Below are 15,174 nucleotides of genomic sequence, written 5' to 3' on the forward strand. Positions count from 1 at the left end.
GAGGAACCGGGCATGACCAACCGGCCCGAACGGCCCGGGTCCAGGCCGACAACTGACGGCCTGCCCAAGACTGAACCGCTGACCCCTGCGCAGCTCCGGCAGGATGCTGCGGCCAAACGGATGCTGCGCCGCCTGGTCCAGGGCGAGAACCCTCCCACGGCTCCGTTAAGCATTGTGGACCGGCTGGCGGGCAGCCCGTACGCCAACCCCACCATCCAGGTGGGCGGCGTGGACACCTCAGCGCGCAAGACCTTGGACTTTGCCTTGCACCTGGCGGAAACCATGTTCCGTTACGGCGCCGGAGCCCTCGAAGTCGAAACCAGCATCATCGCGGTCACGGCCGCCCTGGGGCTGAAGAACATCGAGGTGGACATCACCAACCAGTCCGTCGGCATCAACTACGCGCCCAAGGACCAGACTCCCATCGCCCTGCTGCGCGTGGTGAGGTCATGGACCAACAACTACGCGGGCCTGGCAAAGGTGCACCAGCTGGTCACCGACATCGTCGCCGGCGGCGTGGGCCGTGACGAGGCGATCCGCAGGCTCAACGAGGCCATCACCAGTCCCAAGCCGTACCCCCGGTGGATGGTTACCGTGGCGTTCGGCATCTTCGCGGCGGTGTTCGTGGGAGTTCTGGGCGGCGGCCCGGTGTCATCGGCGATCGCGTTCGCGGCAAATATCGGAATCAGCCTGCTGGCCCGGCAGTTGGGACGCTGGCGGGTCCCTGACTTCTTCATCACCGCCAGCTGCTCCTTTGTGGTCACCATCCTGGCACTGCTGTTGTGGCAGCTGGGGCTCACCACGTCACCGTCAATTGTGGTGGTGGGCGGCATCCTGCTGCTCCTGCCCACCGGCCGCCTGGTGTCCTCCGTGCAGGACGCCATCAACGGCTTCCCCGTAACCGCGGCGGGCCGGTTCCTGTCCACCCTCCTGACCTTCGGCGCCATCGTGGCAGGAATCGCCGTTGCCTTCGTCGTGGGGGAGCTCACCGGCCTGCAGCGCATCGACGTCACCCAGACTTTCCCGCCCGCCTACGACCTCTGGGTCCTCATTCTCTTCGTGGCTGCAGCGGTGATGGCCATCGGCATCACGGAACAGACCACCTGGAAGCTGCTGCTGCCCACGGCGGCCGTTGGCGTCGCCGGTTACCTGGTGCTGCTCGGCTGCGGAGTGTTGGGTATCGGCGACCGGTTCTCACCTGCCATCGCCGCCGTCGTCATTGGCCTGCTCGCCCGGGTGGTGGCACTGCGCATGGGGGCACCGCAGCTGGTAGTGGCGGTGCCCGCGGCACTGATCCTGCTGCCTGGCCTCACAATATTCCGGTCAATGTACGTGCTCACCGTTGAGGAATCCGAGGTCCTGGCGGGCGCCGGCGGGATGCTCAGTGCCGGTGCCATCGTGCTGGGCACGGCAGGGGGCATCGTCCTGGGCGACGTGCTGGCCCGCCCCCTGACCCGCAGCCTTGCCAGCAACGAGCGGCGCCGGGCGCGCCGCCGCTAGCAAAACCTAGATCTGGCCGACCGGAAGTTTCTTTTCAGCCTGGAACACGTCCTCCACCCGGCCCTGCGCCCAGTAACCGGAGAGGGACACCTGGCCGCGTTCGAGGCCGCGCTGCTTGAACAGGACCTCCCGCAGCGCCTTCATGTAGCCGCGTTCGCCGTGCGCAAAGACGTCCACCATGCCGCTGGGCCATTCGGCGTCCGCCACGGCCTTGACCAGCAGGTCGCTGGAACCGGCCGGGGTGCCGTTGCGGGGCAGCCAGGTCACCTGCAGACCCGCAGGCGCCGAAAGGGGCTGGATGTCGGCTTCGGAGCCCACCTCCAGGAAGGCAAGGCCGGTTGCCCCTGCCGGGAGGGCCTCGATGCTGGCGGCGATGGCAGGCAGGGCCGCTTCGTCACCGGCAAAGAGATACCAGTCGGCCCCGGGATTGGGATTGTACGCACCGCCCGGGCCGGTGAACGTCAGGGTCTCGCCCGGCTGGGCCTTGGCCGCCCAAGGACCGGCGAGCCCTTCGTCGCCGTGGACCACGAAGTCGATGGCCAGTTCCCGGGTTTCCGGGTCCACCCAGCGGACCGTATAGGTGCGGGTGAAGGGCCACTGGTCGCGCGGCATGGTTTCCCGGACAACCTCCAGGTCCAACGGGGAGGGGTACTGCACGTCCGGCTGCGGGAAAATGATCTTCACGTACCGGTCAACGAACCCGTTGTTGATGAAGTCGCCGAAACCCTCTCCGCCGGCCACGATCCGGACCATGTGCGGGGACAGCTGCTCCTTGCGCAGTACGGTGAGGTTGACCTGCGGACGGCTCTTCTTGGTTGCGCTGGTGGCGGCGGGGACAGTGCTCATAGGGCAAGCCTAGCTAGGGCAGCGGCGGGAGTTCCCAGGTTACGCCAGATGCCCCTTGTTCCCGGAGCAGTTGGTTCACCCTGCTGAACGGCCTCGAGCCAAAAAACCCGCGGGACGCGGACAGGGGACTGGGGTGGGGGCTGGCGACGGCCGGGGCGCCGGCAAGCAGCGGCCGGACCCCCTCAGCCTCCTTGCCCCACAAAAGGGCCACCAAGGGCAACCCCGACCCGTCCGGGGCCTTCCGTGCGGCCAGCGCCGTGACCGCCGCCGTCGTAATTTCCTCCCAGCCCTTCCCGCGGTGGGAGCCGGCCGCGCCGGCCCTGACGGTCAGGACCCGGTTCAGGAGCAGCACGCCCTGCTGCGTCCACGCCGAAAGGTCGCCATGGACGCGCGGGGGAATGCCCAGATCGGATTCCAGCTCCCGGTAGATGTTTACCAGGCTGCGGGGGAGGGGCCGGGTGCGGGAGTCGACGGAAAATGACAGGCCGACGGCGTGTCCAGGCGTGGGGTAGGGGTCCTGGCCCACGATGAGGACCTTCACGCCGGCCAGCGGCTGGCGGAAAGCGCGCAGGACGTTCGACGGCGGCGGCAGCAGTTGGTGCCCGGCCGCCTCGTCGCCTGCCAGGAAGGCCAGCACCTTCCGCAGCTGAGCTTCCACGCCCTGCAGTGCCGCGGCCCAGTCCGGGGCCATGAGCTCTGCCAGCGGCAGCTCGGCCAGGCCGGCGAAGCTGAGCGTGTCCGCCGGGTCCTGCTGGAGCTCAAACAGCGCATCCGATTCAACCATCGTTCCATTGTCGCAGGGACCCTGTGGAGACCAGGCACCGTGCGGCGGCAGCCCGGGCCGCCGAATGACACTGCTGTTATTCGGCGGCTAGCATAGGGGTAAGACATTGACCGTAACCAGCGAAGGAGTGCGCCGTGGCGGAACCGGCCCGGGAACACCTGCCGGAGCAGGATCCGCAGAAGTCCCTCCTGGCGGATTTCATCCTCCGCGAGTCCTCCCTGTCGGAGCGCGAACAACAGATGCTGGCGCTGGAACGGCAGTGGTGGAAGTACGCGGGAGCCAAGGAACAGGCCATTCGCGAGCTCTTTGACCTCTCCGCAACCCACTACTACCAGCTCCTCAACGCACTGATCGACCGCGAGGACGCCGTGGCCCACGATCCCATGCTGGTCAAGAGATTGCGTAGACTACGTACGTCGCGCCACCGTGCGCGTACTGCCCGGCGCCTGGGATCCGACGCTTAGAGACGCTCCAGGCCGGGACAACAGCCGCAATCAACAAGGATGTCCTTCCACCATGACCAGATACGCCCGCGATGAATTCGACAAGGTCCCCGAGGCCGCGTCGCGACAAGGTGTCCACCGGACGGCTTCGGCCCCGTCCCGGGTACGGCTTTGGCCCATCCTGGCGGTGGGAATGGCAGCCCTTGCCATTGGGCTGGTGTCCTTCCTGATCCTTCCCAAACTCGGCTTCAACGCCAACGCGAGCCAGGCATCGGCAAGCGTGGAGTCAGCTCCGCTGGCCGGCACCGGATCCACGCCCACGGCCACGCAGGCTGCCGGCTCCGCCGCCACGGGGACACCCACGCCGTCCCCCTCTGCCGGGCCAACCCAGGTCAGCGAGCCAGCGCCCACGTCGTCGGCCACCCAGCAGGCCGTGGTCGACAGGACGCAGGCAGTGGCTGTCTACAACGCCGCCGGCACGGCCGGGCTGGCCAGCCGGGTAGGCGGCACGGTCCAGGCCGACGGCTGGCGGCTCGGCCCGGTGGGCAACTGGTCCGGCGCCCCGCAAAAGTCCTCCGTGATTTTCTATGCCGGCCCGCAGCAACTGGCCAGTGCCCAGCAACTCGCCGGGCTGTTGAACATCCCCACCGTGGTGAGCAGTACCGAGTTCCAGGTACCACTCGTCGTTGTCCTTGGCCCGGGTTACCGGTAGCCACACCCCGTCCAATTACGCCGGTCTGGTCTCCACCCGGCCCCCGATGGAAAGAGTTGTTGATCATGGCACTGGGAACCGTCAAATGGTTCAACGCTGAAAAGGGCTACGGCTTCATCACCGTTGACGGTTCCGGTGACGACATTTTTGTCCACTGGTCCGCCATCCAGGGGGAGGGCTACCGTGCCCTGGCCGAAGGCCAGCGGGTCCAGCTCGATGTCGGCGAGGGCGAAAAAGGTCCGCAGGCGGAAAACGTCCGGCCCGCGCAGTGATGCCCGCATTGCGTCCCGGAGCCCGAGCCATGCCGGTACTCGCGCTGTCCCTGGGAGCCGTCCTTTCGCTGGGTGCATGCGCCGGCACCGGCGGCAACGCCAGGGTGGAACCTGCCGAGGCTTCCGGCGACGGTGTGCTCCGGGTGGGCGTCATCCTGGACAACTCCGGTGACAACGCCTTCCTCAACGCCCCGCAACTGGCCGCCGCCAAGCTTGCCATCCAGGACATCAACGCCGCCGGCGGACATAAAGGCCGGCCAGTGGAGCTCCTTCCGGTGCACCAGGACCAGGACACGGCGAAGCAGGCAAGCGACGCAGCGGCCGCCAAAGCGGACGTGGTGATCGGGCCCACCGACTCCAGCCACGCCCCGGCAGCAGCGGACATCCTGTCCCGCGCACACATCCCCCTGATCTCGCCGGCCAATACCGCTGCCGGTCTTTCCGGGCTGGCGAGCGGAGGCTACTACTTCCGGACCGCAGCGGCCGACGTCGCGCAAGGACCCGTGCTGGCCAAACTTGCCAAGGACGCCGGCGCCGCCACGATCAGCGTGCTGTACCAGGAAGGCTCCTACGGCAAGGACCTCTCGGCGGCCGTCTCGGAGGCAGCCAAAGGGGCCGGACTCACGGTCCTGCCGGGCGCCCGTTTCAAAGCCGGTGCTGCCGCCGAGGCCGCCCGCTCCGCGTCCAAGGCCAAGCCGGACGCCGTCGTCGTGATTGCCCGCGAGGGTGCACGGGACGCCCTGGTGGAGCTGAACAGTGCAGGCGTTGCCGGCTCCCGGATCATCCTCAGCGACGGCGCGTTTGCCCGCTACGGGTCCGGGCTCGCACCCGGGACACTCGAAGGTGCCCGCGCCGTCGTGCCCGGGCAGCTGCCCGGCGCTGCGTTCCAGGCGAAACTGCTGGCCGTTGACCCGGCACTCAAGGATGTCTCCTTCGCCGCTGAAACCTACGACGCCGTCACACTGGCGGCCCTGGCCGCGGCCCGTGCACAGGATGACGCCGGCCGCTCCATTGCCGCGAACCTGGTCCCGGTCTCCGGGGGAACGGCTTCCTCCGGTGCCGGCGCGCCGGCCGCCCCCTGCCTGAGCTACAAGGAGTGCCTCGGTGGTCTCGCAGGCAGCCCGGACATCAATTACGACGGCGAATCGGGCCCGGTTGCCTTCGATTCCAACGGGGACATCACCTCGGCCGCTTTCTCCGTGTACACCTTCGGGGCCGACAACAACCCCTCTCTGTCCGGCCGGGAGACGGCGGGCCACTCCGGCTGATCGCCCTGGGCGAAGCGGACCCTGCCTGCGGGGCGTTACGCGTCTTTTCGCTTGCACTCTCACCTGGGGAGTGCTAATTATTGACTTAGCACTCTGACGTACCGACTGCTAAAGCAACGCCTGGTTCCGGCCGGCAGCGCACGGCACCGGTCGAGGAGCGAAAGAAACACCTCACTTCAGTGAGATCCCCGCCCGGAGGCATACAGAGGCCTCCGGCAAAGGATCGTCCGTCGCGGGCACTGCAGCGAAGGTTCATTCTTAACGACTGTCCCGAAAGGACTATTGCCGTTATGGCCAAGATCATTGCATTTGATGAAGAGGCACGCCGCGGCCTTGAGCGTGGCCTGAACACCCTCGCCGACGCCGTTAAGGTCACCCTCGGCCCGCGTGGACGCAACGTCGTCCTCGAAAAGAAGTGGGGCGCCCCCACGATCACCAACGATGGTGTCTCCATCGCCAAGGAGATCGAGCTGGACGATCCTTACGAGAAGATCGGCGCCGAGCTGGTCAAGGAAGTTGCCAAGAAGACCGACGACGTTGCCGGTGACGGCACCACCACGGCAACCGTCCTGGCCCAGGCCCTGGTCAAGGAAGGCCTGCGCAACGTTGCTGCCGGCGCCGACCCGCTGTCCCTCAAGCGCGGCATCGAGAAGGCCGTTGACGCCGTCACCGCCGAACTGCTGAACTCCGCCAAGGAAATCGAAACCAAGGAAGAGATCGCGGCCACCGCCTCCATCTCCGCCGGTGACGACGAGATCGGTGCCCTCATCGCCGAAGCCCTGGACAAGGTGGGCAAGGAAGGCGTCATCACGGTCGAGGAATCCAACACCTTCGGCCTGGAGCTGGAACTCACCGAAGGCATGCGCTTCGACAAGGGCTACATCTCCGCCTACTTCGTCACCGACGCTGAGCGCCAGGAAACGGTCCTTGAGGATCCGTACATCCTGATCGTCAACTCCAAGATCTCCAACGTCAAGGAACTGGTTGCTGTCCTGGAAAAGGTCATGCAGTCCAACAAGCCGCTGCTGATCATTGCCGAGGACATCGAGGGCGAGGCCCTGGCCACCCTGATCGTGAACAAGATCCGCGGCACCTTCAAGTCCGTCGCCGTCAAGGCTCCGGGCTTCGGCGACCGCCGCAAGGCCCAGCTCGCCGACATCGCCGTCCTCACCGGCGGCCAGGTCATCTCCGAGGAAGTTGGCCTCAAGCTGGAGACTGCCGGCCTGGAGCTCCTGGGCCAGGCCCGCAAGGTAGTTGTCACCAAGGACGAGACCACCATCGTCGAAGGTGCCGGCGACGCCGACCAGATCGCCGGCCGCGTTTCCCAGATCCGCGCCGAGATCGAGAACTCCGACTCCGACTACGACCGCGAGAAGCTGCAGGAGCGCCTGGCCAAGCTGGCCGGCGGCGTTGCAGTCATCAAGGCCGGAGCCGCAACCGAGGTTGAGCTCAAGGAGCGCAAGCACCGCATCGAAGACGCAGTGCGCAACGCCAAGGCTGCCGTTGAGGAAGGCATCGTCGCCGGTGGCGGCGTGGCCCTGATCCAGGCCGGCGCCAAGGCATTCGCCAACCTGCAGCTCTCCGGCGACGAAGCAACCGGCGCCAACATCGTCCGCGTTGCCATCGACGCGCCGCTGAAGCAGATCGCCTTCAACGCCGGCCTCGAGCCGGGCGTTGTGGTCGACAAGGTCCGCGGCCTGCCCGCCGGTCACGGCCTGAACGCAGCAACCGGCGAGTACGTCGACCTGCTGGCTGCAGGCGTCAATGACCCCGTCAAGGTGACCCGCTCTGCCCTGCAGAACGCGGCCTCCATTGCCGGCCTGTTCCTCACCACCGAAGCAGTGGTTGCTGACAAGCCGGAGAAGGCTGCAGCACCCGCCGGTGGCGACGACATGGGCGGCATGGGCGGCATGGGCGGCTTCTAAGCCCGGCCGGGACCTGCCCGCCAAACCGCAAAGTGCGGCCCCCTCTTCGGAGGGGGCCGCATTTTCCGTTCTGGCAGGGTTCCTGTTGGGGCCGGGACCGCATCCGGTGCACACCCCGCTGCGGAGGCAGGGCCGGGTGTCGGCCGCTTCTGGCAGGATGGACCAGTGACGATTACTGCAGCGGCTGATGGTTCGGCCTTGGGAAACCCCGGCCCGGCCGGCTGGGCCTGGTATGTGAATGACGATTGCTGGCGTGCCGGCGGCTGGCCCCACGGGACCAACAACCAGGGGGAGCTGATGGCTGTCCTTGACCTCCTGCGCGCTACCGCGCACCTGCCGGGGGAAGACCTCCGCATCCTCTGCGACAGCCAGTACGTGATCAATTCCATTACCAAGTGGATGCCGGGATGGAAGCGCAAAGGATGGCGCAAAGCCGATGGCAAACCCGTCCTCAATGTGGAACTGCTGAAGGAACTCGACCGCGAACTGGCCGGACGCACCTACACGTTCGAATGGGTCAAGGGCCACGCCGGGCACGACCTCAATGAAGCTGCCGATGAACGGGCCAGGGCCGCGGCCACGGCGTACCAGCAGGGAGTGGCGGCACGGTCCGGCCCCGGGTTCCCCGGCGGCCATCACCCGGGGGCCTCCGAGCGCCCGGCGGCGGCCCAGGCGGCGCGAGGCGCAGGCTCCCCGCCGGCAACGCTGGATGTCCCGGCCGCGGCGCCGGCCCGTTCCACGGCGCCGGTGTCCTCCTACGAGGAACCCGACCTGTTCAGTGAACTGGACAATGAAGCCCTCGAAGTGGCCGAAGCAACCCAACAGGCGGGCTCCATACCGCCGGAAGCGCTGGTGGAGGAGCTCGAACGTGAGCTTCTGGGCCCGCTGGTGCGCGGGGACATCGGGCGGACCGCCGTCCTCCTCCACCCGGACTTCATGGAAATCGGCAGTTCGGGAAGGGTGTGGACCCGGGATGCCATGATGATGGCACTGGAAGAGGACCCGGGGGAACGGACCGACATCGAAATCCTGGGTGCTGACCGCATCGGCACCAGCGCGGTCCTGCTGACGTACCGAAACTTTGCGCGTACCGGCACGACGCTCCGCAGCTCACTGTGGGTCCTGGACGGGGAACGGTGGCGGCTGCGGTTCCACCAGGGAACCCCGGAGGCCTGACCGGCAGGTCAGCTGAACCGCTGGGCGTTTCCCTGTTCGGCCTGGGCATAGGTGGCAGCGGCAGAGGAAAGAGCGGCGTTGATGGATGCCAGCGAGGCCTCCACCCGGCCCTGGGTGATGGTCCACTCAGTGACGAGCGCCTGGAAGTTTGTGGCTGCGGAACCCCGCCATGAACCCTGCAGCTCGTCCAGGCCGCGCTTCATGGCGTGGACGTCGGCGCTGATCCGGTCCACGGTGGCCTGCACGTTGGCGGACTTTAGCTGCAGCAGGTCTGTGTCGACGGAAATGATGGTCATGGCTGTGCCTCTCGGATACAGCGGGGCTGCCCCCGCGCCCGGCGGTTCCGGGCTGCTGGGACGAGCCTATGGAGCCGGGGCAGGCGTGGGCCACGGCCGGCAGGCTATATGTGGATAACCGAGCCGTCGCCGCCCCTGGAAGCGGGAATGCTGCCATCCGCTTCTTCCCGGCCGTCTCCTCCGCCATCGCGGGGTGCGTCTTCGCGCCGCGGCAGGCTGACCACCAGGGTGGCGCCGCCGCCGTCGGTCTTTTCCACCCGCACCGTCCCCCCGTGGGAGCCCACGATTGCCGCCACGATGGCGAGGCCCAGGCCGCTGCCGCCGGTCTCCCGGGTGCGGGACGTGTCAGCCCGGTAGAAGCGTTCGAAGACCTTGGCTGCGTCCTCTTCCGAAATACCGGGCCCATGGTCACGTACTTCAATCACGGACCGCTCGCCGCCGCCTGTTCCCCGGACACCGACGGCAAGCTCGATCGGAGTGCCCTCAGGGGTGTAGCGCAGCGCGTTGCCCACGAGGTTTCCCACCACCTGGCGCAGCTTGGCCTCATCACCCAGGACGGGGGCCGGTCCCGCCGGCCCGCCGTCGAGCCCGGTCAGCGAGATCACCCTGGAACGGTCGCTTGCCTGGGTGTCCACTACGGCATCGTGCGCAATCAGTTGCAGGTCCACCGGCTTTTGCTGCAGCGGGCGCTGCTCGTCGAGCCGGGCCAGCAGGAGCAGGTCCTCCACCATGGACCCCATGCGCTTGGCTTCGCTTTCGATCCGGCCCATCGCGGTGGCCACGTCCTCGTCCGTGGACAAGGCGCCATGGCGGTACAGCTCGGAGAACCCACGGATGGTCACCAGTGGGGTGCGAAGTTCATGGGACGCATCCGCGGCGAAGCGGCGCATCCGTGCCTCCGAGGCAGTCCGGGCCGCGAACGCGGTCTCAATATGCGCAAGCATGGCGTTCAGTGAGCTGCTCAGGCGGCCCAGTTCGGTGGTGGGGTTTTCCACTTCCACGCGTCGGGAGAGGTCCCCGGCGGCAATGGCGGCCGCCGTCTTCTCCACCCTGGCCAGCGGCCGGAAGGACCGGGACACAGTCCAGCTGGCAATGAGCGAGGCCAGCAGCAACGTCAGCAGGCCCACTCCGGTGACCACCAGGGTGGCATGCTTGAGGACGTCGTCAACACTCTCCAGCGGCAGGCCGATGACCACCACGGCCATGGTCTGGCCGTTCTGGACCGTCACCGCCACTACGCGCCAATTTTCCCCGTCCGTCCCGCGGACCTGGAAGGGAGTCTGCCCGCGCGCCTGGGCCTGCTCCACCGTGAACGCATTGATGTCCGGGTGGTAGTCAGGATCCCCGCCGAAGGTGTACGGCTGCTCGCCCGGGGCGAAGAGCATCAGCGAGTAGTCGGTGGGTATGGAGCTGGGTGCCTGCAGCTGGGTGAAGGAGCGCTGTTTCCGTGCAGAGTCGACGGCGGCGTTCAGTTTGTCATCCACCTGGCCCTGGAGGTAGCTGTGCAACAGCGTCAGGGTGACCGCACCGGTCACCGTCAGGGCCACGATCAGCAGGGCCATGATCATGGCCACCAGCTGCGACCTGAGGGAGGCCGACTTCCACCGCTTTAGCAAGGTCAGCGCTTTTCAGCCGTCCGCAGGACGTAGCCCACGCCGCGCTTGGTCTGGATCAGGGCGGGCGCCTCCGGGTCGATGTCCACTTTCCGCCGCAGGTAGGAGATGTAGGACTCCACGATGGACGCGTCGCCGTTGAAGTTGTACTCCCAGACGTGGTCCAGGATCTGCGACTTGGACAGGACCCGGTTGGGGTTGAGCATGAGGTAGCGCAGCAGCTTGAACTCGGTGGGGGACAGTTCGATGACCGTTCCGCCGCGCCGCACCTCGTGGGCGTCGTCGTCGAGCTCCAGGTCGTCCACCCGGATCACGGCGTCGTCGTCCAGCAGGGGCTGGGTGCGGCGGAGCACGGCCCGGATCCTGGCCACCACTTCGTCCAGGCTGAAGGGTTTGGTGACGTAGTCGTCACCGCCAACGGTCAGGCCGGTGACCTTGTCCTCGGTGTCGTCCTTGGCGGTCAGGAAGAGAACAGGGAAGTGCTTGCCGGAGGCGCGGAGCCGGCGGGTCACGGTGAAGCCGTCCATGTCGGGGAGCATGACATCCAGCACGGCCAGGTCAGGGGCGTGGGTATCGGCAGCGGCGAGGGCATCGCGGCCGTTGGCGGCGGAGACCACTTCAAAACCGGCAAACCGCAGCGACGTGGAGAGGAGCTCGCGGATGTTGGGTTCATCATCAACGACGAGCAGCCGGGCTTCTGGACCGTTCTTGTTCATGTTCCCATCATGCTCCCAGTCTCTGGGAGTTGTCTGGATATTCGTTGTGAGCATGGTGATGGTGGGCTTGCGGTTACCAGTCCATGGTCCCCGGTTCGCCCTTGAACGGGCCCACCACCTTTCTGGTGATCCAGCCGCCGTAGAAGCGGCCCGGTTGCGCCTGGACCCGCTCCCCATCCACCTCGCAGTAATCCATCCGGCCGGGGTAGACGGCCACCCGGTCGGCGAGGGCCTCGAAACCGGACGCCGGCTCAGGGTAGGACCAGGCGGCGCTCTCCGCTTCCTTTCCGCCGCCGCGCACGGTGAGGTACTTTGCCGAGCCCTTGAACTCGCAGAAGCTGCTGCCCGACGCGGGCTCCAGCGCGCCCTCGGCGAATGCTGACCTGGGAACGTAGTACACCGGCGGATGGCTGGTCTCAAGGACCCGCAGGGAATCGGTGGTGTCCAGGATCAGCTCCCCGCCCAGGACGATGCGTACCCGTTCGCTGCTGCGTTCGATCCGGGGCGGGCGGGGGTAGTCCCATACCGACTCCTGCCCGGGCCCGGGGACGGCCGGAACGATTCTCGTTGTCATGGTTCCAGTGTGCATCCGCGTGCGGCGTTCCGCATCCGGGAACCCAATCGGCGTCGAGAACGTTCCGGTTCCCGCATCTTCCCCAGCCCCTGGTGCGGGAATACAGTGATCCTTGCCGGACGGTCAAGCCCGGCACCAGCGCTCCACAGGACCACCGGCAGCTGCTCCCTGCCGCCCCGGTGGCTCATGCCAATAGAGATAGTTATCCGATAGCTCCTGGCCCATCGAAGGGGATTGACCATCATGACTGATCTGAGTGCCACTGAAAAGCCCGCTGCCAGCGAACGCAGCATTCGGGACTGGGCGGACCTTGCCGAGGAGATGTGGTCCTATCTCACCGGCAAAGGCGCGGCCATCAATTACCAGTTCGTTGACATGACCGTTGAAGTTCCGCGTGACATCGGACCGGACGCACCGCGCGCCACCTGGAAACTCAACGGAAGCCTGCGCGTCACCACCAGCGACCGGGACGCGGCAGGATCGGACTCGAACCGCGGTTGACGGAGATGACTGAGAGCCGCCTGGACATCGATCTGGACTTCTCGTACACGGATGAGTCCGGGGCGGTCACCAATGGGCGTGCCACGGCTGCCGGTACGGAAGTTACCGTGTCCCTGGACCGCCTGGCGCCACTTGCCGGTGCCGGACTGCCGCCCCTGGAGGAGATCAGGCCGCTGGCGGACCTGCTGGCCCGCAAGGGGGTCAGCGTCACGGTGGCAGGTCCAGACGGAAACATTGTCAGCCTGGGCAAGGTGGATGCACCGGCATCACAGCGGTTGGTGACGCGCTCGCCGCATATCAAGCTGGGCAACCTCGGCTCCCTGCTTCCGCTGCTCCGGCAGGGCAGGCGGCGGCCCAGGGGCGTGCCCCTGCTGCCCCCGTCAACGCCGTTGCCGTTGGTCCCCACTGTCCAGCGGAAAATCGTCCGGCGCATCACTACCACCCACTACGCCAGGGGCGGCGGCCGGCCACGGCTGATCTTTGTCCAGGATGCCGCCACCTGGACCGGCCAGATCCCCCGGGAAGTTGCCCTCCCGGAGGACGTCACCACGATTGGCAGCGGGCCAGGATCAGATATCCAGCTGGAGGGCCTGGAAGCACTCCACGCCGAGATCAGGCACGACGGGCAGGATGAATACGTCCTGGTGCCGCACGGACCGGTCAGCGGCAGCGTGTCCAGGACCGGACCCTCGGTCCTGCGGACCGGAGCGAGGATCCAGATGGGCCAGTGGTGCCTGGCTTTCTTCCGCGAGGAATTTGCCGATCACGGCCGCCCCTACGGTGGCAGGAGCGGCGGTGAGCTGGCATACGAACGTCCGCAGCTCGATCCCCGGACGGGAACCATGGAACGGGACAGCTCCGAGGGCGTGCGGTGATTGGGGGGTGCACGTTGCGGGCTACTCCGCGGCGTGCACGTCCTTGGCATCCATGATCCGGTAGGCGTAACCCTGCTCGGCAAGGAACCGTTGGCGCTTGGCAGCAAACTCCTGGTCCAGGGTGTCCCGGGCCACCAGGGAGTAGAAGCGGGCGGCGCGGCCGTCCTTCTTGGGCCGCAGCAGCCGGCCCAGCCGCTGTGCTTCCTCCTGCCGGGAACCGAAGGAGCCGGAAACCTGGATGGCCACGGAGGCCTCCGGCAGGTCGATGGAGAAGTTCGCCACCTTGGACACCACCAGGGTCTGCAGTTCCCCGGAGCGGAACGCGTCAAAGAGCTTCTGCCGGACCTTCACCGGGGTATCGCCCTTGATGACGGGTGCCTCCAGGCGCTCGCCGAGCTCGTCAAGCTGGTCGATGTATTGGCCGATGACCAGCAACTGCTCTCCGGCGTGCCGCGCCACCAGCTGTTCCACCACCAGCGTCTTGGACTCGGACGTGGCGCAGAGCCGGTACTTGTCCGCGTCGTCGGCCATTGCATAGGCAACCCGCTCATCCTTGGGCAGGTCCACACGGACCTCCACGCAGTCTGCCGGTGCGATATAGCCCTGCGACTCGATGTCCTTCCACGGCGCGTCGTAGCGCTTGGGCCCGATGAGGCTGAAGACCTCGCCCTCGCGCCCATCCTCCCGGACCAGCGTCGCGGTGAGCCCAAGGCGCCGCCGGGCCTGCAGGTCTGCGGTCATCCGGAAGATCGGCGCCGGCAGGAGGTGGACCTCGTCGTAGATGATCAGTCCCCAGTCGTGCCCGTCGACGAGTTCCAGGTGCGGGTAGATGCCGCCCCGCTTGGTGGTGAGCACCTGGTAGGTGGCGATGGTCACCGGCCGCACTTCCTTGAGCGCGCCCGAGTATTCACCCACCTCCTCCTCGGTGAGGGAGGTGCGCCGGAGCAGTTCGTCCTTCCACTGCCGGGCCGCCACGGTGTTCGTGACCAGGATCAGCGTGGTGGTGGATCCGGTGGCCATCGCAGCGGCTCCCACCAGGGTCTTGCCCGCGCCGCAGGGAAGTACCACCACGCCGCTGCCGCCTGCCCAGAAGTTCTCACTGGCCAGGCGCTGGTAGGGGCGGAGCTCCCAACCGTCCTGGTTGAGGGAAATAAGGTGCGGGGTGCCATCCACGTAGCCGGCAAGGTCTTCCGCAGGCCAGCCGATCTTCAGCAGCAGCTGCTTGAGCTGGCCGCGCTGGGAGGCGTGCACCACCACCGTCTCACCGTCGATCCTGGGCCCCAGCAGCGGTGCGATTTTCTTGGCACGGATTACTTCCTCCAGGACCGGGTAGTCATCCGTCCGCATGACCAGGCCGTGGCGGGGATCCTTTTCGAGGCGCAGCCGGCCGTACCGGGACATGGTTTCCTCGACGTCGATCAGCAGGGAATGCGGGACCGGGAAGCGTGAATACTTCAGGAGGGCGTCCAGCACCTTTTCCGCGTCCAGCCCGGCGGCGCGCGCGTTCCAGAGCCCCAACGGGGTCAGCCGGTAGCTGTGCATGTGCTCGGGTGCCCGTTCCAGCTCGGCGAAAGGCGCGATGGCATGCCGGGCCTCGGTGGCCAGTTCGTGGTCCACCTCGAGGAGGATGGTCTTGTCGCTTTGGACGATCAGGGGTCCGTCGGTCACGCGGG

Annotated in this window: 16 protein-coding genes; 9 read left to right on the forward strand and 7 right to left on the reverse strand. The window is 67.0% G+C overall.

Going from position 1 to position 15,174, the window contains the following annotated elements:
• Window positions 1-12: 12 nt before the first annotated feature.
• On the forward strand, window positions 13-1,500 hold the full coding sequence (locus NIBR502770_RS01580; protein ID WP_141158053.1) for a threonine/serine exporter ThrE family protein: 1,488 nt from the start codon (window positions 13-15) through the stop codon (window positions 1,498-1,500).
• Window positions 1,501-1,506: 6 nt separating this feature from the next.
• On the opposite strand, the gene NIBR502770_RS01585 is transcribed toward NIBR502770_RS01580, so the two are convergent.
• Together NIBR502770_RS01585 and NIBR502770_RS01590 are read right to left on the reverse strand one after the other, a co-directional pair.
• Window positions 1,507-2,346, reverse strand: a complete 840-nt coding sequence (locus NIBR502770_RS01585; RefSeq protein WP_141158052.1) for a siderophore-interacting protein — start codon at window positions 2,344-2,346, stop codon at window positions 1,507-1,509.
• A gap of 13 nt (window positions 2,347-2,359) precedes the next feature.
• Window positions 2,360-3,130: a uracil-DNA glycosylase gene (locus NIBR502770_RS01590; RefSeq protein WP_141180810.1), complete on the reverse strand. Its 771-nt coding sequence runs from the start codon at window positions 3,128-3,130 to the stop codon at window positions 2,360-2,362.
• Window positions 3,131-3,264: 134 nt separating this feature from the next.
• On the opposite strand from NIBR502770_RS01590, the gene NIBR502770_RS01595 reads away from it, so the two are divergent.
• The 6 genes from NIBR502770_RS01595 (at window position 3,265) to NIBR502770_RS01620 (ending at window position 8,926) form a co-directional block, all read left to right on the forward strand.
• Complete coding sequence (locus NIBR502770_RS01595; RefSeq protein WP_141158050.1) at window positions 3,265-3,594, forward strand: DUF3263 domain-containing protein; 330 nt, start codon at window positions 3,265-3,267, stop codon at window positions 3,592-3,594.
• A gap of 52 nt (window positions 3,595-3,646) precedes the next feature.
• The gene (locus NIBR502770_RS01600) at window positions 3,647-4,285 is read left to right on the forward strand and encodes a LytR C-terminal domain-containing protein (protein ID WP_141180811.1); all 639 of its coding nucleotides are present in this window, start codon (window positions 3,647-3,649) and stop codon (window positions 4,283-4,285) included.
• Between the two features lie 65 nt (window positions 4,286-4,350).
• A complete protein-coding gene (locus NIBR502770_RS01605; protein WP_141180812.1) occupies window positions 4,351-4,557 on the forward strand; it encodes a cold-shock protein in 207 nt (68 codons plus the stop codon).
• Window positions 4,558-4,586: 29 nt separating this feature from the next.
• Window positions 4,587-5,825, forward strand: a complete 1,239-nt coding sequence (locus NIBR502770_RS01610) for an ABC transporter substrate-binding protein (RefSeq protein WP_246857355.1) — start codon at window positions 4,587-4,589, stop codon at window positions 5,823-5,825.
• 290 nt (window positions 5,826-6,115) lie between these two features.
• Window positions 6,116-7,750 carry a chaperonin GroEL gene (gene groL, locus NIBR502770_RS01615; protein ID WP_141158046.1) on the forward strand — a complete coding sequence of 545 codons (1,635 nt, stop codon included), beginning with the start codon at window positions 6,116-6,118 and terminating at the stop codon, window positions 7,748-7,750.
• A gap of 165 nt (window positions 7,751-7,915) precedes the next feature.
• Window positions 7,916-8,926: a ribonuclease HI family protein gene (locus NIBR502770_RS01620; protein ID WP_141180813.1), complete on the forward strand. Its 1,011-nt coding sequence runs from the start codon at window positions 7,916-7,918 to the stop codon at window positions 8,924-8,926.
• 8 nt (window positions 8,927-8,934) lie between these two features.
• Here NIBR502770_RS01620 and NIBR502770_RS01625 read toward each other — a convergent pair whose 3' ends face one another.
• From NIBR502770_RS01625 to NIBR502770_RS01640, 4 genes are all read right to left on the reverse strand, one after another.
• Window positions 8,935-9,222: a WXG100 family type VII secretion target gene (locus tag NIBR502770_RS01625; protein WP_141180814.1), complete on the reverse strand. Its 288-nt coding sequence runs from the start codon at window positions 9,220-9,222 to the stop codon at window positions 8,935-8,937.
• A 104-nt stretch (window positions 9,223-9,326) separates the two neighbouring features.
• Entirely contained in the window at window positions 9,327-10,838 is a 1,512-nt protein-coding gene (locus tag NIBR502770_RS01630; RefSeq protein WP_141180815.1) for a cell wall metabolism sensor histidine kinase WalK, read from the reverse strand.
• Window positions 10,839-10,840: 2 nt separating this feature from the next.
• Window positions 10,841-11,551: a response regulator transcription factor gene (locus NIBR502770_RS01635; RefSeq protein WP_056331118.1), complete on the reverse strand. Its 711-nt coding sequence runs from the start codon at window positions 11,549-11,551 to the stop codon at window positions 10,841-10,843.
• Between the two features lie 73 nt (window positions 11,552-11,624).
• Window positions 11,625-12,125, reverse strand: coding sequence for a DUF427 domain-containing protein (locus NIBR502770_RS01640; protein ID WP_141180816.1), 501 nt, complete (start codon window positions 12,123-12,125; stop codon window positions 11,625-11,627).
• A gap of 243 nt (window positions 12,126-12,368) precedes the next feature.
• Between NIBR502770_RS01640 and NIBR502770_RS01645 the strand changes: the two genes are divergently transcribed.
• On the forward strand, window positions 12,369-12,626 hold the full coding sequence (locus NIBR502770_RS01645) for a hypothetical protein (protein WP_141158041.1): 258 nt from the start codon (window positions 12,369-12,371) through the stop codon (window positions 12,624-12,626).
• Window positions 12,627-12,631: 5 nt separating this feature from the next.
• Window positions 12,632-13,501, forward strand: a complete 870-nt coding sequence (locus tag NIBR502770_RS01650) for an FHA domain-containing protein (protein ID WP_141180817.1) — start codon at window positions 12,632-12,634, stop codon at window positions 13,499-13,501.
• Between the two features lie 21 nt (window positions 13,502-13,522).
• Here NIBR502770_RS01650 and NIBR502770_RS01655 read toward each other — a convergent pair whose 3' ends face one another.
• Entirely contained in the window at window positions 13,523-15,169 is a 1,647-nt protein-coding gene (locus tag NIBR502770_RS01655) for a DNA repair helicase XPB (RefSeq protein WP_141158039.1), read from the reverse strand.
• Between the last annotated feature and the right edge of the window lie 5 nt (window positions 15,170-15,174).

Origin of the sequence: Pseudarthrobacter sp. NIBRBAC000502770 (assembly GCF_006517815.1) — a bacterium.
Taxonomy (GTDB): domain Bacteria; phylum Actinomycetota; class Actinomycetes; order Actinomycetales; family Micrococcaceae; genus Arthrobacter; species Arthrobacter niigatensis.